The sequence below is a fragment of the Caldicellulosiruptor morganii genome, assembly GCF_026810225.1.
GTDB classification, from domain to species: Bacteria; Bacillota; Thermoanaerobacteria; order Caldicellulosiruptorales; family Caldicellulosiruptoraceae; genus Caldicellulosiruptor; species Caldicellulosiruptor morganii.
Window position 1 is genome coordinate 897,532 of record NZ_CP113865.1, and the last position, 19,492, is coordinate 917,023.

Here is a 19,492-nt window from a genome sequence, read left to right on the forward strand (position 1 = left end):
CCCTTTCTCAGAGAAATTATTTGTTGGGATGTGGTAAGTGTGCAAATATTGAGTTTGGGAGTGGCAGAGGATCCTTTATTTGTATATAGCAGCTTGAAGAAGCAGCTTGGAGAAATTGAAAGTTTAAAAGCTCTTTCGATAGAGCAAAGACAAAGTGGCAAAATAACTTTTTATGGAATATTTTTAAGTGATGAGGAAATAAAGAAAAACCTTGATTTGCACACATATGAAAGAATAAGATATTTTATTGCAGCGGCAATATGCAATGTGATAATTGAATATACCCGGGAAAGGCTTATTGATAAGTTAATAGAGGAGAATTACTATTTTTTAGATAGAATAGAAAGAGAAAAGATCCTATGTGAAAGCAAAAAAAGGGTAAGTGAGATAATTGAAAGCAATGGCTTTTCAAATGTGAAGTATGAGATAATAAAAAAAATTTTGGAGTTTCTTGATTCTAATTTTGAGTTCAATTTTGAAGGCTTTTTAACTTTCAGGTTAAAAGACTATCTAAAAGTTATTAAAGATGTAATTGAAGATGTAGCAAGTAAATACTTTTTTGAAAGAGAATATATTCAATTTGTAAATCTTTTAAAATATTTTGTCAGTCTTCAGAATACAAAAATAGATTTAATTCACATCCTGCCAGATGAAAAAGCATATATCCTGTATGACCGGGAATTTAAAGAGATAAGAGATGAATTTTTTGAGATGCTATCTAAGAATTTGAAGTTGAATCTGGCTAAGGAAGATGTTTTGCTCAGCAGGCTTATTTCTCTTTCACCGCAGCAGATTATCTTTCATGAACATGGTTATACAGACTTTTCACGGGATATTCTGGATTTGCTTTCTCTTATATTCGAAGATAGAATTTGCTTTTGCAGGGAATGTGATATTAAAATTTCAAATCCTTTGCCCAAAAGTGAGGATTAACTCCTCACTTTTTTGCTTTTTAAAAAAGATCAAGTTTACTTCAGCTATTTAAAGTGATATAATTTTGAAGGAATCTCCTCAAAAGAGGTGTAGAAAGTAGCATGAATCAAAAGCTTAAAAATGAAATGACAGACCATCTTTTTGAGGCAATACTTACGCTAAAGTCAATAGATGAATGTTATAATTTCTTTGAAGACCTGTGTACTGTAAAAGAGATACAGGAGCTTTCACAGAGATTTGAAGTGGCAAAATTATTGTTTGAAGGAGCAAAATATAGCGAAATAACCCAGAAAACAGGTGCTTCACCTGCAACTATAAGTAGAGTAAATAGATGCTTGCATTATGGAGCAGATGGATATAAAACTGTATTGGAAAGAATGAAACAAAAAAACAGATTGGATGAGAAAAAGTGATTGAGCTTTTTATTGCTATGCCTTTGGGAGTTGAGGGAATTACAAAAGAAGAACTAATAAGATTGGGATATAAAAACTTGAAAGTTGAAAATGGGAAGATATTTTTAGAAGCAGAGCTTAAAAGTATTCCAAATCTTAACATAAATTTAAGGTCTGCAAACAGAGTTTTTGTTGTTCTTAAAAAATTCAAAGCTGAGACTTTTGATGAGCTCTTTGAAGGTATTTATGACTTTGAATGGCATAATATCATTCCTGAAAATGGGAAGATATTGGTAACAGGCAGGTCAGAAAATTCAAAGCTTTTCAGTATAAGGAGCTGTCAGTCAATAACAAAAAAAAGCTATAATTGAAAGATTAAAGAAAAACTATAATTTATCGTGGTTTGAAGAGACAGGTAATCTTTATAAAATTGAGATTGCTCTTTTGAATGATACAGCATATGTACTTTTTGATACAACTGGAGAGTCTCTTCATAAAAGAGGGTATAGAAAGCTCAAGACGGTTGCTCCTCTGAAAGAGAATATAGCAGCTTCAATGGTTATTTTGAGCAGATGGATACCTCAACAGGAGGTTTTATGGGACCCATTTTGTGGTTCCGGAACAATTCCCATCGAGGCAGCCATGGTTGCTAAAAATGTTGCACCAGGGCTAAATAGGACTTTTTTGGCCGAGCAAAATGGTTTTGTTTCCCAGGATTTGTGGAATAAAGCCCGGCTTGAGGCCATTGAAAGAATTGATTACAGAGCTCGGTTTGAGATTCTGGCTTCTGACATTGACCAGAATGCAATTCAAATTGCAAAAGAAAATGCAAAAAATGCAGGACTGAAAGCGGATATAAAATTCTTCAAAGCTGACGCTCGAAAAATTAAAAGACCTGCTGAAAAAGGAATAATTATTACAAATCCACCTTATGGAGAGCGAATAGGAAATAAAGACATCTTCAATCTATACAGAGATTTCGGAGAGTGTTTGAAAGATTTTAAAAACTGGAGATTTTTTATTTTATCAGGTTACGAGAAATTTGAAAAAGCGTTTGGCAGAAAGGCAAATAAAAATAGGAAGCTCTACAATGGGAAGATTAAAACTTATCTTTATTTTTACTTTTAACTGTGATAGAATTAAAAAAGCTATAAAAGTTAAAGGAGTGCAGAGCCGGGATGAGTGATAGTAACAATATGCTGGAACTGGTAGTAACTTCCCTGCAGACTTTAAATGCAACCTTTGAGAATATGGCAAAAAGACTTGAGGGTGTTGAAAAAAAGATAGAAAGTGTTGAAAAACGGTTAGAAAGCGTTGAAGGACAGCTTCAAGGCATAGGCAAAAGATTGGATAATATGGAAAAGCGACTTGACCGGTTAGAGCAAAGACTGGATAGAGTAGAGCAAAGGCTTGATCTGGTTGAGCAAAGGCTTGATAGAGTAGAACAGAGATTGGATATGGTGGAACAAAGATTGGATAGTCTCGAAATGAGAGTGACAAGATTAGAAGATGAAGTTGGAGAACTAAAAGACAATGTAAAGGAACTTAACAGAAGGATGAATGCAGTGTATGATCAGGTTGCCTTCTTAACAGAATTCAGGACTGAAGTTTTAATGTTTAGAGATGAGACAAATAAGAAGCTTGAAAAAGTTACCAAAGAGCAGGAAGCAATAAAAGACTGGATCAAAGACCAGGAGCTTGAAATAAGGACCTTAAAACTTGCCCAAAACCAGTAAAAACTGGGTTTACATAGAGATAAAAAGAGGCTGCTATAGTATAGCAGCCCTTTATATTTTTAGGCTCTATAATAAATATTGGGGTGGGTAAAAAGGAAAAAATATAGCACTTATTCTGAATGCCTGCTATAATAAAAACTGTTTTATGACAAAAAAAAAACACTCAAAAAGAAAGGAGGCATCCAGAATAAGTGCTTAAATCTAATTATATCACTGAACTTTTAAAATCGAAAGATATTATTCTTCACCAAATGAATGAGAATGAAAATGAAATAGAACTTCACATAAGTCAGGTACAAAAGCCTCACAAATGTCCTAAATGTGGTAATATTACAAGTAAGGTACATGATTATCACACACAGAAGGTAAAAGACGTACCTATAATGGGCAAGAAAACATATTTGATTATAAGAAAGAGAAGATATGTCTGCAAAGCATGTGGGAAGAAGTTTTTTGAACACATAAGTTTTTTAGGCAAATCTCAAAGGATGACAAATAGACTTGCAGCATATATTATAAGTCAACTTGGAAGTTTAACAAGTATGAAAGAGATAGCAAAACACACAAATGTTTCAGTGACAACAGTTATGAGATTGTTTGATAAAGTAAATCCAGGTCAAACTGTAGATGAGTTTTCTTCTGAAGCAATATGTGTAGACGAGTTTAAAGGCAATGCAGGTGGAGCAAAATATCAATGTATAATTGTAGATCCTGTAAAAGGGCAAATAATCGAGATTTTGAAAGATAGAAAGCAAAATATTTTAATTGAGTATTTTAAGAGGCTGAAAGGTAGAGATAAAGTAAAATATTTTATCTGTGATATGTGGAGACCATTTGTAGAGGTAGCAAAAACATATTTTAAAAACGCTAAAATAGTGATAGACAAATTTCATTTTACCCGATACGTTTATTGGGCTTTAGAAAATGTGAGGAAAAGGGTACAAAAGGAATTAGGAAGTAATTTGAGGAGATATTTTAAGAGGAGTAGGAAGTTGTTATTGAAGAATTATGAAGAACTTGAGCCTGAGCAAAGAGAAGAATTAGAAGTAATGTTTTGGTATAGTCAAGATTTGAGGAAAGCCCATCAGCTAAAAGAAGAATTTAAGAGAGTGTTAAAGAGCAGTAATTCTGAAAAAGCAAGACTCGTATTAAAAAAGTGGATAGAGAGAGCAGAGCAAAGTGGACTTTCTGAATTTATGAGATGTGTAAAGGTTTTTAGGAGCTGGTTTTCGGAGATAGTAAATGCATTTGATGTTCCGTATACTAATAGTATGACAGAAGGTTTTAACAACAAAATAAAGGTACTAAAGAGGAATGGATTTGGATACAGGAATTTTGAAAGATTCAGGAAGAGGATTTTGTACAGTTGTGGTAGATAAGTTGAAAAAGTTGAATATTTAAAAACCCACTATATGAGTGGGCAAGAGTGGTATTAGTTTTTTTAGATTTGACTACCTATAATATACATTAATAACATTTAATGTATGCTTGAAAAAGCTAAAAAGGTGGGCATTCAGAATACCCTCCCCACTACTTGACAAAGAGCCTATTTTTATTAATTGTCTTTTTTTCTGAATTTTTCTAAGTCTTCGCTGTTAAATTTGATATTTAACTTGGAAAAGCTTATTTTATCTATTTTAACTGTACTTATTGATTTTGAAAAACTGTCTAATGTTGAGCTGTTCCAGTATAGAACGGGGACAGATAAATCAATTGTGTAGTAGTATTGTCTGTATTTTATCATAAATATGACTCTATTTTGAAGATTCAAAAAATTAAAATCTCTGTTTGGATTTCCCTTTGCCAGCTCGGATAGTTTGTTTATATTATATACATAAGTTAATTTATAAATTGATATATCCTGATTTGAATATTTTTGAAGTTTCATATCAACAGTTTTGCTCTTATATTCACTGCTTTCAACCCATAGCTGCATAGTGTTTTTTATAATTTTATCGACAGTGTCCACATTTATTCCGCCATTTATGGTTAAAACCGAATAAGGGGTGTTATATAACGTCAATGTTTCAACATCTGATATCCCCTGAGATAGCGGGAAGGTAGCAGTACCAATTATTTGTGTATAATATCCATAAAAGTAATAGGGTATATTTGTTTTGTACTCCTTAGGAATATTCATTTCAAACGGTGCTATGTTGAGTTTAACAGTTTTGAAATTATTTTGTGGTTTTAAATCGCCTGTCCAGAGAATGGAATCAAGGTATTTGCTTTTTGTCGGTACAGGTTTAAAAGAATTTATAATTCTATCATATTTCTGCTTATCCTTCTTATACTTGTCTTCAATAACATAGAGTTTTACAAGATACTTATTTTTATCAAAATCCACATACATTCTCTTTTCGACAACTCTTTTTTTAAGACTTTTTTGTATGCTGAGCTCAATAAGTTTTGCTTTTGCACCATTGATGTTTAGGTCTCTGTTTGAGATTATTTTGCACAGAGATTTATTGTAAAGTTCGATATTTTGCATTTCGGTTGCGAGCCATTTGTTAAAGTCTGTGTTTGAATTTGCAACAAAGCTTACAGATAGATATTCATCATAATCTTGTTGCTGAAACTGGTCCTGAGCTGAAATTGCATTTTGCTGGTTTTGAGTATTCAATCCAATTTCTTCATCTGTATAAAGCGGTGCAAATGACTGTGTTGAAGAATTATATTCAAAGTTGTAAATATCGGTTGATTTCCAGTAAGGAGGTAAGTCAATCTGCCATCCATAGCTTGTATTTTTATGGACCCTCCAGCTGGTTACGTTGTCTGCTAAGTCTTTAATATTGGGATTTTTTGAATCAAATTGAAGTTCAAATGAATCAGCTATTTTATACAAAAGATTTTTGTGTTCGGTGTAAAAGTTTAAATCCATGCTGATAGTGAGTCTGTAAATGTAATTATACTTTTTGTTTTTGCTCAGGTAAATTCGCGTAAGGTTAAATGTACCGGAGCTTTCTTCCTCATCTACAAAAACATAAAAAGAATCTGTGTAAACACTTGTAATTTCGATATATTCCTGTCCTTTTTTATCTTTGCCCTTTTTCAGAGAATATATCTTGAATGCAGTATCAGGGCTATTTATTATGTTTGAACCATAAAGCAGGATTTCGTCTAAGGATGAAAAACCTTCTTTGTTCAAAATTGACTCAACGCTTATATTTGCTTTGTAACTGCTACTTGACATTGAAAAATAACTTCCTTTTGGGTCTTTATTAATATATGCGTCTTGAGGCATGTATATTGACCAATTGTATATACTATTACCAACCCTGTTTTTATTGACATCATCTTTTGAAAAAACTGTGTAAAAATCAATAACTCCGTCATCATCCTGCGCAAAAGCCAGAGAAGTAGCTGAAGATACCAGGAAAACAAAAAGAAGTAGAATGGTTAAAAATCTTTTCAAGTTTTTTGTCATCAAACATCATCCTTTCTATGTTTTATTTATTTTCAGGGTATTCCTTTAACATTACTTCTTTTTCGAATGTCCTTGTGTTCCTTTTGATTTTGAGTTTTACCTTATCGCCCGGCAGGTACTTCATAAGAGTTTGGTTATATTCTGCAATTGAGTTTACAGCATAATTGTCAATCGACACAAGTACATCATTTTCCTGGACGAGTCCTTTAAGTGGGCTGTCCTCTTTTACATCGATTATTTTCAAGCCAAGGTTGGAAGGCAAACCCACAATGGAAAGCCAGCTGTCTTCAAATTCAAGTCCCAAATAACATCTTCTTATCTTACCGAATTTTCTGTAATGGTCCAAAAAATAGAGAATATTTTCGACTGGAATTGCAAAATTAATTCCCTGAAAGTATTCGATACCCAGTGTATTAATACCAACCAGTTTTCCTTGCATATTCACAAGAGGACCACCACTGTTTCCGGGATTTATGGCAGCATCTGTTTGTAAAAATGTATAGGCTTCATCAACCGGTCTGTTCAGTCCACTTATTATTCCGTGAGTTACACTGTTCTGCCAGCCCAGGAAAAGCGGAGTTCCTATTGCCAGTACTTCTTGCCCGACTTTGACATTTCTGGGGTCTTCAATTTCTATTGGGTTTAAATTTGCACGGTTTACCTTCAAAAGAGCCAGATCTATATCTTTATTTCTATACAGTATTGTTGCTTTATATGCCTTGGCATCATAGAAAATTACATAGGGTTGTTTCATATCTTCTACAACGTGATTGTTTGTAAGAATTAACCCGTTTTTATCGATGACAACACCGGAGCCGTGCATAAGTCCTGCGGGTATTTTGCTGTAATAAAAGTCGTCAGCTTTTATTTTTTTACTGTCGCCAATTATTGCCACCACAGATTTGTTAACTTTGCTGATTACCTCACTTATGGATAACTCTTTTTTCTGAATGGTTATTCCCTCTTGAGTACTTGTATATTCAAAACCCAAAAAACTTTTTAAAGCTTCTAAATCTACATACATTTTGCCATCGATCACCTTTGGAACTACGGTAATTGACTGAGAAAATCCCACATCAAAAAGAAATAAAAAGGCAATAAAAAGAGCTAAATACATCTTACATAGCTTTTTCATCATAAAACCTCCCGTGTATAAATTTGTTACCATTTAATTATAACGTATTTTATCCAAAAATGTTATACCCTAAAATGGGATTTTCATAACATTGTTTTCTTTTTGGATTGACATTTTTAAATTTTTTATTTATAATAAATTCAGAGCTAAGATACACCCCTATGGTATGGGGTATTAAAATTGGCATTATTTTGTGAAAGGAGTCAAAGCAAAGATATGAAAAAAGCTGTTCTTGATAAAAATCTATGTGACAGGTCACCGTTTTGTCCTGCTTCACGTTCGTGCAGGTTCGATGCAATAAAAAGAAAGGTTTATGGCTTTTTTGATGTTGAAATTGAGATAGATAAAGAAAAATGTACAGGATGCGGGGTGTGTGTAAGATATTGTCCTCAGGGTGCAATTGAACTTGTTGAGGAGTAGGTGTTAGAGATGCCTGAAAAAGAAAGAAAAGAAGAGATTTTAAGCAGGTTAAAGAATATTAAAGGGCATATTGAGGGAATTATTAAAATGGTAGAAGAGGAAAAAGAGTGCGAAGAGATTATGCTTCAGATAGCTGCTGTAAAAAAGGCAATAGAAAAGGTGGGTTATTATATAATTGAAAGTCATGCTACCGAGTGCCTGTCAGGAGTAGCCAATAAAGATGAGGTTCGGAAAGTTTTGAATATAATGATGAAGTTTTTAGGTTAAAGATAATTAGTATTTTTTCTTTTTTTTAAATTAGATTGAGCAGTTATAATTTGTTCAATAGCGTTATTATTTTAACAAAGTATTTATAAACTTTTTAAAGATGGGTAATAGTATAACAAAATTGAAAATAAAATCTCTGGAGGTGTTAAAATTGGCAGAATATTTTGTTGATGCAAAAGGGCTTCAGTGTCCAGGACCAATTACTCAACTTTTTAAACAAATGAAAGAGGCTCAAAGCGGTGACATAGTGACAATTGAGGTTACAGATCCTGCTTTTAAAAGGGATGTGGAGAGCTGGTGCAAAAAGACAAAAAATGAGCTTTTATCTCTGGAAGAATCAAATGGTGTTATCAGAGCAAAAATAAAAAAAGCATGAAGGGTGATTTAAAGAATGAGAGAAGATAAGAAAACAATAATAGTTTTTAGTAACGACATGGATAAGGTCATGGCAGCATTTGTAATTGCAACTGGTGCAGCAGCAATGGGTGATGAAGTCACAATGTTTTTCACGTTCTGGGGGTTGAATGTATTAAGAGATGCCAAGAAGAAAGCTTCAGGTAAATCTTTTTTGGAGAGAATGTTTGGGGTTATGATGCCAAAGGGTGTGGAAAAACTTCCTCTTTCTAAGATGAACTTTTTGGGCATTGGTCCGAGACTTATGAAGTATATGATGAGAAAAAAGAATGTGATGATGTTGCCTGAGATGATAAAGCAGGCACAGGAGCTTGGTATTAAGATGGTAGCATGTTCAATGTCAATGGATGTAATGGGCATAAAAAAAGATGAACTGATAGACGGTGTTGAGATTGGTGGGGTTGCAACATACCTGGGTGAAGCCAGCGAAGCAGGTGTGAATCTGTTTATTTAAATTATTGGTTATAACATTGTTATGGCAGGGTTTTTTAAAGCCTTGCCTTTTTCTTTTTTATATGTGGTATAATTTTAAGAGCAAAATACAGATTTATGAGAAAGTAGTGATATAATGATTTTACTTGTTGCCATAAATTCAAAGTATGTGCATACCAATCTGGCAGTAAGGTACCTGTATCAACTCTGTAAAGAAGTGTGTCCCTGTGAGTATATTGAGTTTAACATTAATCAATCTCTTAACCAGGTGTTGTATGAGATATTATCAAAAAAACCTGAGTATGTGGCTATTTCAACGTATATCTGGAATAGAAGCTATGTAGAGAAGCTTGTTGAAGGTCTCAAAAAGGCAAGAAAAGATATAAAAATTGTCATTGGTGGTCCAGAAGTTTATTTTGATAGTCTCGATGAATGGCCATATGTGGATTATATAATTAGAGGTGAAGGAGAGTATCCATTTTTAGAATTTTGCAGGTGTATTGCATCAGGTATTGAATATGTTGAAAAAAATTTTCCTCCTTTTGATTTAAAAAAACTTCCTTTTGCCTATAGAGATGAAATTTTGGACCAAAATAGAATCTACTACTATGAGAGTAGCAGAGGATGTCCTTTTAAATGCTCTTATTGTCTTTCATCAATTGAAAAAGGTGTGCGCTTTGTACCGCTTGAAAAAGTCTTTGAGGAACTTGGGTATCTTTTTAAGAAAAACGTAAGATTGATAAAGTTTGTGGACAGGACATTCAATGTGAATAAAGAAAGAGCAATTGAGATTATAGAATTTTGCAAAAAATATTCGCAAAACACTCAGGTCCACTTTGAAATGGATCCCACATTATTGGATGATGACTTGATTTTTGCTTTAAATAACTCAAGGCAGGGATTGTTTCGTCTTGAAATTGGAATTCAAAGTTTTAATCCCAGAACCCTTGATGCAATCAACAGAGTTTATGACATTGAAAAGATTGACAGAAACTTGAAAAAGTTACTTTATAATAAAAACTGTATTGTACATCTTGATTTAATTGCAGGGCTTCCTTTTGAGGACTATATGACTTTTAAAAAAAGCCTTGACAGAACTGTTTTGTATTTTGCAGATGAACTGCAGCTTGGGTTTTTAAAGATGCTGAAAGGCACAGAGATAAGGAATGAAGCGGATAAATACAATTATGAATTTTTTGACCATCCACCGTATGAGGTTATTTCAAATATGTTTATGGATTTTGAAGATATTTATAAACTCAAGAAAATAGAAGACCTGATAGACAAAATTTACAACAGACAGTATCTTTACTATCTGCTAAGATACATCTTTAAAAAGATTTTACCTTCGGATTTTTTTGAAAGACTTTCGCAGAAGATTGATAGCAATCTCAATACAAAGGACTTTATAAAAAAGCTTTATGAGGTTATAAAAGATCAGTTTATCTCAGATTCTATGATATTGAATAATCTATTTAAATTTGACATTTTGAGAAAATTTCCTGAGGAATTTCTGCCGGAAGAGCTTTTTACAACAAAAGAGCAAAAGGAAGCTATCAAACAGGCTATTTACAGAATTGATTCTGGCAGACCTGGTATTGAAGATCCAAAAGAAATCCTGAGAAAATCAAGAAGTTGTTTGCTTGAATTTGACATTGAAAAATTTGTGAAAGATAATAATATTGAAAAAGGGAATTTTCTCTATATCTTTTTTGGACAAAACTTCGAAAAATTTAAACTTTAGAAGGGAGGATTTTTCAAATGGAGTGCACAGTTTCCAAAAACCTTTCAATATGCACTTGTACTTATGAACCATGTTCAAGAAAGGGAAGATGCTGTGAGTGCCTGCATTATCACAGAAAAAATGGGGAATTACCCGCTTGCTACTTTTCGAAAGAGGCAGAAAGGACATATGACCGTTCAATTGAAAACTTTATTAAGGATTATTCATCAAGAAAGTAAAAATATACGGGCAGTAAGATACTTCCGGTTACTGCCCGCTTGTTTTTTTAAGTGGAAGTTAAGATCAAATACATATCAAGTCCGATTACAACCGCAGCTACAATTATGAGAATGATTTTGTCAAAAAAAGAATTTGCAAACTTACCCATAACCTTTTTTGAGGATGTCAGATATATTTGGAGTATAATTGTAACTGGTAGCTGCAAACTCAAAAGCATCTGGGATATTATAAGTCCTTTAAAAGGGTCTGAAACGAAAAGAATAATGACCACTGCAAAGACTAAAGGAATTAGAATTCCAAGTCGGGTGTGTTTGTCTTCAATGTTATAGGGTTTTTTATAAAGCCCTGCAAGGATTGTACCACCTGTAAATGCAGCAGTTATACTTGAAGAAATTCCGGAAAGAAGCAGCGCAAATGCAAATACAATAGCCGAAAAATCACCCATAAGTGGTTTTAGCATCTGTTGCGCTTGCTCAAGAGAAGTAACCTGTATATTTTTTGTATGAAAAGTGGCATATGCTATAATAATCATACTGCTATTTATAAGAAAACCGATAAACATGGAAAAAAGTGTATCCACAAACTCAAATTTTAGCTGATGTTTTATTATCTTTTCGTCCTGAATGTTCCATTGCCTGCTCTGAATAATCTCTGAATGCAAAAAAAGGTTATGCGGCATTACAACAGCACCGAGAATAGAAAGAACAATTAAAAGTGACCCGGAGGGCACAGAAGGTTTAACCCAGGACACAATTACTTCTTTTGCCGGCACATCTATAAACAGAAATTCAACCAGAAACGAAAGACCTATGAGTGAAACAAAACCTATTATCCATTTTTCTACTTTTTTATAAGAATTAGAAAACAAGAAAAATATTATAAAAGGCAAAGTCATTAAAGCTCCAGCTTTTACTGGAATTTTGAAAAGCATCTTGATTGCAATGGCAGCGCCAAGTATCTCTGCCATAGCAGTAGATACTGTTGCAAGCATGGCAGAAAACAATACAAATACTGCGAGGTATTTATTTAGATATATTGATGCTGCTTCAGCTAAACACAGTCCAGTTGCAATTCCCAGATGGGCTGCATTGTGCTGAAGAATTATCAGGATTATTGTTGACAGTAGCACCACCCATAAAAGAGCAGTTCCATATTGACTGCCGGCTGAAACATTTGAAGCCCAGTTTCCGGGGTCAATAAACCCGACTGTTACAAGAAGACCCGGTCCTATGTATTTGAGAATCTCTCTTGCGTTTTTCATTTTAAATTTCTACTTTTCCCTTCCTTTCTCTTCAGTATTTTATGATAGGTTATTTAAAATTGTGAATTCTGCCCTGCAGTTCAAAATTTCCTTATTAAAATTAATACCCAAAAAATGAGGGTTGTGATATGATATTTTGTGTGATGCTAAAAAAATACTTTTGGGAGGGGCAGAAAATGGGCGAAAAAACTTACGGACAGGAACTTTCTGAAAAACTATCGTACACCTCTAAAAATGCCTGGGAAGTTGCAACAGAAGAAGATAAACAGAGAGCGTTTGAACTTGCAGAAAGGTACAAGAACTTTTTAAACTGTGCTAAAACTGAAAGGGAAGCTGTTGAATATTTTATCTCAAAAGCAAAAGAGAATGGGTTTTCGGAATTTGAATATGGATGCAGGCTAAAACCAGGTGACAGGGTTTATTTTATAAACAATAATAAAAGTATTTTGCTGGCAGTGATAGGCAAAAAGCCTTTGAAAGAAGGATTTAATTTAATAGGAAGCCATATAGATTCACCGCGGCTTGATTTGAAACCAAAGCCAGTATATGAATCAAACGAACTTGTTTTTCTAAAGACTCACTACTATGGAGGTATAAAAAAATATCACTGGGTGAATGTACCCTTGAGTCTTCACGGGGTTGTTGTAAAAAGTGATGGTTCAAAGGTGAAGATTGTTATTGGTGAAGATGAAAACGACCCGGTATTTTATATCACAGACCTTCTTGTACACCTGTCATCTGACCAGCTTCAGAAAAAAGCAAGTGAGGCTATTCCTGCCGAGAATTTAAACGTACTCATAGGAAGTATGCCGTTTAATGACGAGAAGGTAAAAGAAAAAGTAAAACTTAATATCCTGAGGATTTTAAATGAAAAATATGGTATCACAGAAGAGGATTTTATTTCAGCTGACATTGAAATAGTGCCAGCTGCAAAAGCGCGCGATGTGGGGCTTGACAGGAGCTTAATTGGAGCATACGGTCAGGATGACAGAGCATGCAGTTTTTTGGCAGCTGAGGCTTTGTTCTCAATTAATGACGTTCCAGAAAAGACTGCAATAGTGTATTTGGTTGACAAAGAGGAAATAGGAAGCGTAGGAATATCAAGTGCAGAAGCCAGCTTTTTTGATATATCGGTTGCAAGACTTTTAAAAGCTCTGGGTGAGTATGACAATAGCCTTGATTTGGCTGTTTGCTTTGAAAACTCGGCAGCAATTTCAGGTGATGTTGCAGCAGCACTGGACCCAACATATGAAGGTGCTTATGACAGGCTCAATTCAACATTGATTGGCCATGGTGTTACAATTGAAAAGTATACTGGTGTCAGAGGTAAATACAATGGTTCTGAAGCAACAGCAGAGTATGTTGGGAAAATAAGGAATTTTTTGAATTCAAATAATATTTGCTGGCAAACCGGGCTTTTGGGTAAAGTCGACCAGGGCGGTGGCGGCACAATTGCTATGTTTATTGCAAGAAAGATGATAAATGTAATAGACTCAGGAGTTCCAGTTTTGTCTATGCACTCGACATTTGAGATAACAAGCAAGATTGATGTTTATATGACTTACAGGTTTTACAGGGAGTTTTTGAAAAAATTTAAAAGGGGCTAACTACGCCCCTTTCTTTTTATTTCATACTTTCTATATAGCCTTTTGCATAAACGCTCAAGATGAGCGTTATCAAGCTTTTCAAAACTTTTAAAAAAGTCTTCCTTCCTCCTCATAGATAGTGTAAAATTTATCTATATAAAACATACTTTCTATGAGGAGGAAGATAAAATGTTCAAAAACCAAAACAAACAACTATCTTTTTTAGATCTCTACGAGCACGTTAAAAACGTTGCTTCTTAGCAGCCCTCACACTTTGCTCGGCTTTTTCAGCAATTTCATCGATTTAAACCAGTTCATACCTGCATCCTTCTTCAAAATTTACTACAAATACTTCGGAAGACAAAGAGATTTCTCTTTGCAATCTATGCTCCGTGCTTTCTTTGTACAAAAAATCCTCAAACTCACTACATTAACTTGGCTGCGCGCTATCCTGATCAACTCTTATCAGCTCAGAATCTTTTGCAACTTCAATAAAATACCTTCCATCTTTACCTTCTCAAGATTCAGAAAAATCTTCTGCCATGAGATTGAAAAACTTTTCTACAATATCGCAAACTATGCCCATAATATCGCCCTTAAAATAAACCCTGACCTTGCTTCTACTATCATCTTCGATACTACCGCTTTAGAACCCAGGGTCAAAGAAAATAATCCTAAATTCATTCAATCACAACTTAAAAAAACTAAGTCACAAAACCCTGACCTACAATCTCATCTTGTCTATTCTCTTACATATTCTAATCTCCCTCAAACTGCTTCTGCTTCACCATATATCACTCGTATGTTCGCTAATGGTCATTTCTGCTATGCTTATAAATTCTCTATCCTAACCAATGGCTTTGGTATCCCTCTTGTAATCTCTCCTGCTTTTACTTTCCCTCAAGCTGATACATCTGACCCATCCTGTGCTAAAGCTATCTCCGATTCAAAAGCTCTTATCCCTGCTCTAATTAATTTGAATAAGAACTTCCAAAACCCTTTCTCAACCTTCATTGCTGATAGCGCTCTCGACTCATATGCAATTTACTCTACTTTAATAAATAACTTTAAATTCTCTAAAGCTATTATCCCTATAAACCCAAGGGGCTCAAAATCAAATTCAACCTCGCCTACTTCCGACCCAAATATCTCTATTTCTCCAGAAGGTGTGCCCTTTTGTAATAAGCTTAACAAGCCTTTTATCCGTGAAGGCTTGTGTAATGGCAAAAATCGCTCACCACGTATCAAGTGGCGTTGCCCTTGCTCTCAAATTAAAGATGGTAAACGCTTTTGCAACTGCCCTCATCCCTGTACTTCTTCTAAATCTGGTAGAATGTTTTATACCTACCCGGACTCTGACCTGCGCAACTTCCCTGGCATAGACAGAAATTCTAATGAATTTGAAAAACTTTACAAATCAAGAGTTACTATAGAGCAAACTATCTTCCAGTTAAAGTCTTTCCTCGGTCATGATACATTATTCTCCTATGACCATACTTCACTTTTTTCTGACCTCTTGCTCTCCGCCATCTGTATGCTTTTGATTTTTATTCTCTCTTACTTTATCTTAGAATCTCATAAAAACATTACTTACAAAAAACTTCAAAAACTTAAAAAACTTATAGCGTAAGCCTAACTTCAGCTTCTAACAAATTCCTTTTTGCTTATTCTGCATAAACTTTCTTCTTCATCTAAAATCCCTTTAACAATCACTTTCAAAAGGGTTTAGGATTACTTTGTCTTCTTTTAGTTTGGTATTACTTACCATTTGTCTGGTATATGCTTTTATTGTTTGCAATGCTATATAATGGCATCTGTAAATACTTATACTTATCATCTGCCTTGTTCTCTATTACTTCATTTCCATTTTATTGCTCACATTTTCATCTATTTTGCAAACGCCTATTTTATTTCATACTTTCTATAAGCTTCACAGCCTCATCCAAAAGCCTTTTTACTTCCTCTTTGGTAAACTGTTCTGTGTAAACTCTCAAAACTGGCTCTGTGCCAGATGCTCTGAAGAGTATCCATGAGCCATCTTCAAATATATATTTATACCCATCCAGTGTTTGAACCTCTTTGATTTTTCTACCTGCAAACTCTGTGTTTTGAGAAATCATCTTTAAAGTCTTTTCTTTGATTTCGTTTGGCAGGTGAAGGTCTATTCTGTCATAATAATGGTAACCTATTTCTTTAAAGAGTTCATCAAGTATTTGGCTAATTGGCTTTTGATGGTATGCCATAATTTCAAGAAGAAGTAAACTGCACAGAATTCCGTCTCTTTCAGGTATGTGATTTTTGATTCCAATACCTCCGCTTTCCTCTCCACCAATGAGAATATCTTCTTTTAGGAAAAGTTCGCAGATATACTTAAATCCAATTGGTGTTTCATAGATTTTTAAACCATATTTGTTTGCCAAAATAGGTACCATATTGGTTGTTGAAAATGTCTTTACAACCCCGCCCTTCAGACCTTTAACCTCTACCAGATGTCGCAAAAGCAGTGCATATATTCTGTGTGAATCAATAAACTCACCTTTTTCATCAACAGCGCCGATTCTGTCTGCATCTCCATCTGTTGCAAGACCTATGTCAGCTTTATTTTGGACAACAGCATCAATCAATTTTCCAAGGTTTTTGTAAATTGGTTCTGGATTAACTCCACCAAAGTAAGGGTTTCTTTCATCTCTTATCTGAACATGTTTAATGCCATATTTTTCTAACAGGGTTTTAACATATCCGACTCCTGCTCCGTGCATAGGATCAATTATTGCAAATGGCTTTGCTTTAAAAATAACATCAAAGTTTACCAATTTTTCAATATGTTCAAAATAGTCTCTGTCAGCATCTATAAAAGAGAATAGATTGCTTTCTTCAGGTTCAACAAATTTTACTTCATTTTTGTAAAGGTGTTTTTCAATTTCTGCGATAATAGAAGGAAGAGCAGACCCACCATAATCACCTTTAAATTTTATTCCATTCCACTGCGGTGGATTGTGGCTTGCTGTAATCATTATAGCACCGGCTAAATTCATGTTCTTTACAGTAAATGACACAACTGGTGTTGGAGTCGGCTTTTTTGTAAGATATGTCTTTATGCCGTTTGCAACAAGTACTCCTGCACAAAGCCTTGCATATTCTTCAGACATAAACCTTGTATCATAGCCAACCAAAACTGGTCTTTTATCATCTATCTCCTTTATATAATCGGCAATTGCTTGAGCAACAATCTTTACGTTGTCAAATGTGTAATCCTTGCTGATTACTGCTCTCCAGCCATCTGTTCCAAACTTTATCATCTTTTTTTTCACCTCCTGCATCTGAATTGAAAATGTGCTATAATGAATCTTGAAAAGTGGTCTTGCTGAGAGTGCTTGACCACTATATAGTATACAAGAGTTTCAAAAATTTTTCAAATAGCGGTATATATTTTTCAAAAACATTTTTAAAAGAGAGGAAATGCTGTCAATGCCAAGGTATCTGATATATGTGGTAGATGATGAAAGGGACATTCTGAATATTATTTATGAATATCTTTCAAACAGAGGATACGAAGTTAAAACATTTGAGGATGCAGCAAGTTTTTTCAAAGAATTTGAAAAAAACCAGCCTGATGTTATTATATTGGATATTATGCTACCTGATATGGATGGATATGAGATTTGCAGACAGATAAGAAAAATGAGTAATATACCAATCATCATGCTCTCTGCGAAAGGTGAAGAACTGGACAAGGTTCTGGGACTTGAGCTTGGAAGTGACGATTACATATCAAAGCCGTTTTCACTCCTTGAGCTTGAAGCAAGAATAAAAAAGGTACTGCGAAGGGTTGGGAAAGAGGCTTTTAGAGAAGGGAATATATTGGAGTTTTTTGGAATAAGGGTTGATTTAAATCAAAGAATTGTTTTTTATAAAGACCAAAAGGTTGATTTATCACCCAAAGAGTTTGAAACATTTTTGCTTCTTTTCAAAGAGCATTCAAAGGTGCTGAAAAGGAGCCATATATTGGAACAGGTATGGGGTAACCCGGCTTTATATGACGAAAGAATGGTGGATGATGTTATAAAGAGAATTAGAAAAAAGATTGTACAATACAATCTGCCAGTAGAAATAAAAACTATGTGGGGACTTGGATACAAATTAGAGGAGAAAAAAGATGAAGATTAGACTCAAAATATATCTTTCGTATCTGGCTATTATAGTGTTTATATTCGTAACATTCACTATAATTTTTTATGCTTCTTTTAAAAATAACATAATCGAACAAGTAAAAACCGATAATCTCAAATTTGCCAGACTCTTTGAGTCATTTTTTGTATTTCAGGATGGTAGTGCAAGGGATTTAAAGAATTTTGAGCTACAATTTGAAGCAATAGACTATAAACTTTTTCAAGATTATATAACAGTAATCAACAAAGATGGTTCAATTGAATATACAAACAAAAATCTAACTGTAGAAGCAAGAGTGAAAGTTATGAGTTTTTTTGAAGAAAACAAAGATTTAGACCATAGCTTTAAAATTGGAGAATTGGACGGAAAACCTTATCTATTTACGCTGTATAGAAGTAAATCCAGCAGTCACTTTTATGTGCTCATTATTAGTAATTTAGAAAGAATTTCAATATTCCAAAAAAGATTTTTTACTCTAATCTTTCAGATAGTGATTTTTACGTGTTTTGTCGCAGCTATAATTGGTATATTTATGTCAAAACGCATGATACAGGGGCTTTTAAAGTTAAAAGAAGGGATAGAACAAGCTTCAAGCCTTAATTTTAGCAGGAAGGTTGAAGTATATACAAAAGACGAAATAGGGATGATAGCTCATGAGTTCAATAAACTTATAGAAAAAATTGATAAATACAATAAGATGCAGATAGAGTTTTTACAGAACATTTCTCATGAACTAAAAACACCGCTAACCTCTATTCGTGGATACGCTGAAATGATAAAATTTGGACTAAATAGTCAGGAAAAGTTGGAATATGCAACACAGAGGATAATAGAGCATGTGGATAGACTGAAATATTTAATAAACCAGATTATTGATCTGACAAAAATAGAATCTCTTGAAAGTTATTTTATTTTTGAAAAAGCAAACATTGAAGATATAATTTTTGATGCTATTTTAAGCAATGAAGGATTTGCTCTCTCAAAGAATATAGAGATAATATATGAGCCAAAGGCTAAAACCGAAATTATTTGTGACAAAGATAAATTAAAAGAAGCATTTTCTAATTTAATTTCAAACTGTATAAGATATGCAAAGAGCAAAGTTGTGATAAATGTAATATGTCAGAAGGAATTTTTTGAAATTACGGTAGAAGATGATGGAGAAGGTTTTAAAGATGAAGAAGTTGATAGGATATTTGAAAAGTTCTATAAAGGCAGGAGAGGAGAAAGCGGCTTAGGGCTTTCAATTGCCAAAGCAATTATACAAAAGCATGGTTTTTCTTTGGAGGCTGAAAACAAATACTCAGGTGGAGCAAGATTTATAATAAAAGGCAAAATCTGTAAAGAGCAGTAGTT

The 19,492-nt window shown here is 33.9% G+C and carries 19 protein-coding genes and 1 pseudogene; 16 read left to right on the forward strand and 4 right to left on the reverse strand.

Going from position 1 to position 19,492, the window contains the following annotated elements; translation table 11 throughout:
- Positions 1 to 39 precede the first annotated feature (39 nt).
- The 6 genes from ytxC to OTK00_RS04215 all read left to right on the forward strand — a co-directional run bounded on the left by ytxC (position 40) and on the right by OTK00_RS04215 (position 4,440).
- A complete protein-coding gene (gene ytxC, locus OTK00_RS04190) occupies positions 40 to 933 on the forward strand; it encodes a putative sporulation protein YtxC (protein WP_045170133.1) in 894 nt (297 codons plus the stop codon).
- A 101-nt stretch (positions 934 to 1,034) separates the two neighbouring features.
- A complete protein-coding gene (locus OTK00_RS04195; RefSeq protein WP_045169189.1) occupies positions 1,035 to 1,346 on the forward strand; it encodes a YerC/YecD family TrpR-related protein in 312 nt (103 codons plus the stop codon).
- Positions 1,343 to 1,696 carry a THUMP domain-containing protein gene (locus OTK00_RS12155; protein ID WP_241765473.1) on the forward strand — a complete coding sequence of 118 codons (354 nt, stop codon included), beginning with the start codon at positions 1,343 to 1,345 and terminating at the stop codon, positions 1,694 to 1,696. The genes OTK00_RS04195 and OTK00_RS12155 overlap by 4 nt, the downstream gene beginning before the upstream one ends.
- A gap of 73 nt (positions 1,697 to 1,769) precedes the next feature.
- Entirely contained in the window at positions 1,770 to 2,453 is a 684-nt protein-coding gene (locus tag OTK00_RS12160) for a THUMP domain-containing class I SAM-dependent RNA methyltransferase (RefSeq protein ID WP_241765474.1), read from the forward strand.
- Between the two features lie 50 nt (positions 2,454 to 2,503).
- Complete coding sequence (locus OTK00_RS04210) at positions 2,504 to 3,061, forward strand: coiled-coil domain-containing protein (protein WP_045169190.1); 558 nt, start codon at positions 2,504 to 2,506, stop codon at positions 3,059 to 3,061.
- 191 nt (positions 3,062 to 3,252) lie between these two features.
- Complete coding sequence (locus OTK00_RS04215; protein WP_082054616.1) at positions 3,253 to 4,440, forward strand: ISL3 family transposase; 1,188 nt, start codon at positions 3,253 to 3,255, stop codon at positions 4,438 to 4,440.
- Positions 4,441 to 4,616: 176 nt separating this feature from the next.
- Here the strand turns inward: OTK00_RS04215 and OTK00_RS04220 are convergent, their stop codons facing one another.
- Both OTK00_RS04220 and OTK00_RS04225 read right to left on the reverse strand, forming a co-directional pair.
- Entirely contained in the window at positions 4,617 to 6,488 is a 1,872-nt protein-coding gene (locus OTK00_RS04220) for a hypothetical protein (protein WP_045169191.1), read from the reverse strand.
- Between the two features lie 22 nt (positions 6,489 to 6,510).
- Positions 6,511 to 7,623, reverse strand: coding sequence for a S1C family serine protease (locus OTK00_RS04225; RefSeq protein ID WP_045169192.1), 1,113 nt, complete (start codon positions 7,621 to 7,623; stop codon positions 6,511 to 6,513).
- Positions 7,624 to 7,839: 216 nt separating this feature from the next.
- Between OTK00_RS04225 and OTK00_RS04230 the strand changes: the two genes are divergently transcribed.
- The 6 genes from OTK00_RS04230 to OTK00_RS04255 all read left to right on the forward strand — a co-directional run bounded on the left by OTK00_RS04230 (position 7,840) and on the right by OTK00_RS04255 (position 11,118).
- The gene (locus OTK00_RS04230) at positions 7,840 to 8,043 is read left to right on the forward strand and encodes a 4Fe-4S binding protein (protein WP_045169193.1); all 204 of its coding nucleotides are present in this window, start codon (positions 7,840 to 7,842) and stop codon (positions 8,041 to 8,043) included.
- A gap of 9 nt (positions 8,044 to 8,052) precedes the next feature.
- Positions 8,053 to 8,310: a metal-sensitive transcriptional regulator gene (locus OTK00_RS04235; RefSeq protein ID WP_045169194.1), complete on the forward strand. Its 258-nt coding sequence runs from the start codon at positions 8,053 to 8,055 to the stop codon at positions 8,308 to 8,310.
- A 142-nt stretch (positions 8,311 to 8,452) separates the two neighbouring features.
- Positions 8,453 to 8,686, forward strand: coding sequence for a sulfurtransferase TusA family protein (locus tag OTK00_RS04240; protein ID WP_241765530.1), 234 nt, complete (start codon positions 8,453 to 8,455; stop codon positions 8,684 to 8,686).
- A 15-nt stretch (positions 8,687 to 8,701) separates the two neighbouring features.
- On the forward strand, positions 8,702 to 9,178 hold the full coding sequence (locus OTK00_RS04245; RefSeq protein ID WP_045169196.1) for a DsrE/DsrF/DrsH-like family protein: 477 nt from the start codon (positions 8,702 to 8,704) through the stop codon (positions 9,176 to 9,178).
- Positions 9,179 to 9,292: 114 nt separating this feature from the next.
- The gene (locus OTK00_RS04250; RefSeq protein ID WP_045169197.1) at positions 9,293 to 10,900 is read left to right on the forward strand and encodes a B12-binding domain-containing radical SAM protein; all 1,608 of its coding nucleotides are present in this window, start codon (positions 9,293 to 9,295) and stop codon (positions 10,898 to 10,900) included.
- 17 nt (positions 10,901 to 10,917) lie between these two features.
- Positions 10,918 to 11,118, forward strand: a complete 201-nt coding sequence (locus OTK00_RS04255; RefSeq protein ID WP_045169198.1) for a DUF6485 family protein — start codon at positions 10,918 to 10,920, stop codon at positions 11,116 to 11,118.
- A 47-nt stretch (positions 11,119 to 11,165) separates the two neighbouring features.
- On the opposite strand, the gene OTK00_RS04260 is transcribed toward OTK00_RS04255, so the two are convergent.
- The gene (locus OTK00_RS04260) at positions 11,166 to 12,380 is read right to left on the reverse strand and encodes an Nramp family divalent metal transporter (protein WP_045169199.1); all 1,215 of its coding nucleotides are present in this window, start codon (positions 12,378 to 12,380) and stop codon (positions 11,166 to 11,168) included.
- A 176-nt stretch (positions 12,381 to 12,556) separates the two neighbouring features.
- On the opposite strand from OTK00_RS04260, the gene OTK00_RS04265 reads away from it, so the two are divergent.
- Both OTK00_RS04265 and OTK00_RS04270 read left to right on the forward strand, forming a co-directional pair.
- Positions 12,557 to 13,987: an aminopeptidase gene (locus OTK00_RS04265; RefSeq protein ID WP_045169200.1), complete on the forward strand. Its 1,431-nt coding sequence runs from the start codon at positions 12,557 to 12,559 to the stop codon at positions 13,985 to 13,987.
- Positions 13,988 to 14,155: 168 nt separating this feature from the next.
- Positions 14,156 to 15,596, forward strand: a pseudogene (locus OTK00_RS04270) (transposase).
- Between the two features lie 277 nt (positions 15,597 to 15,873).
- On the opposite strand, the gene OTK00_RS04275 reads toward OTK00_RS04270, so the two are convergent.
- Positions 15,874 to 17,265, reverse strand: a complete 1,392-nt coding sequence (locus tag OTK00_RS04275; RefSeq protein WP_045169202.1) for a phosphoglucomutase/phosphomannomutase family protein — start codon at positions 17,263 to 17,265, stop codon at positions 15,874 to 15,876.
- A 169-nt stretch (positions 17,266 to 17,434) separates the two neighbouring features.
- On the opposite strand from OTK00_RS04275, the gene OTK00_RS04280 reads away from it, so the two are divergent.
- Positions 17,435 to 18,133 carry a response regulator transcription factor gene (locus tag OTK00_RS04280; protein ID WP_045169203.1) on the forward strand — a complete coding sequence of 233 codons (699 nt, stop codon included), beginning with the start codon at positions 17,435 to 17,437 and terminating at the stop codon, positions 18,131 to 18,133.
- Positions 18,123 to 19,490 carry a sensor histidine kinase gene (locus tag OTK00_RS04285; protein WP_045169204.1) on the forward strand — a complete coding sequence of 456 codons (1,368 nt, stop codon included), beginning with the start codon at positions 18,123 to 18,125 and terminating at the stop codon, positions 19,488 to 19,490. Before OTK00_RS04280 ends, OTK00_RS04285 begins: the two co-directional genes overlap by 11 nt.
- Positions 19,491 to 19,492 lie beyond the last annotated feature (2 nt).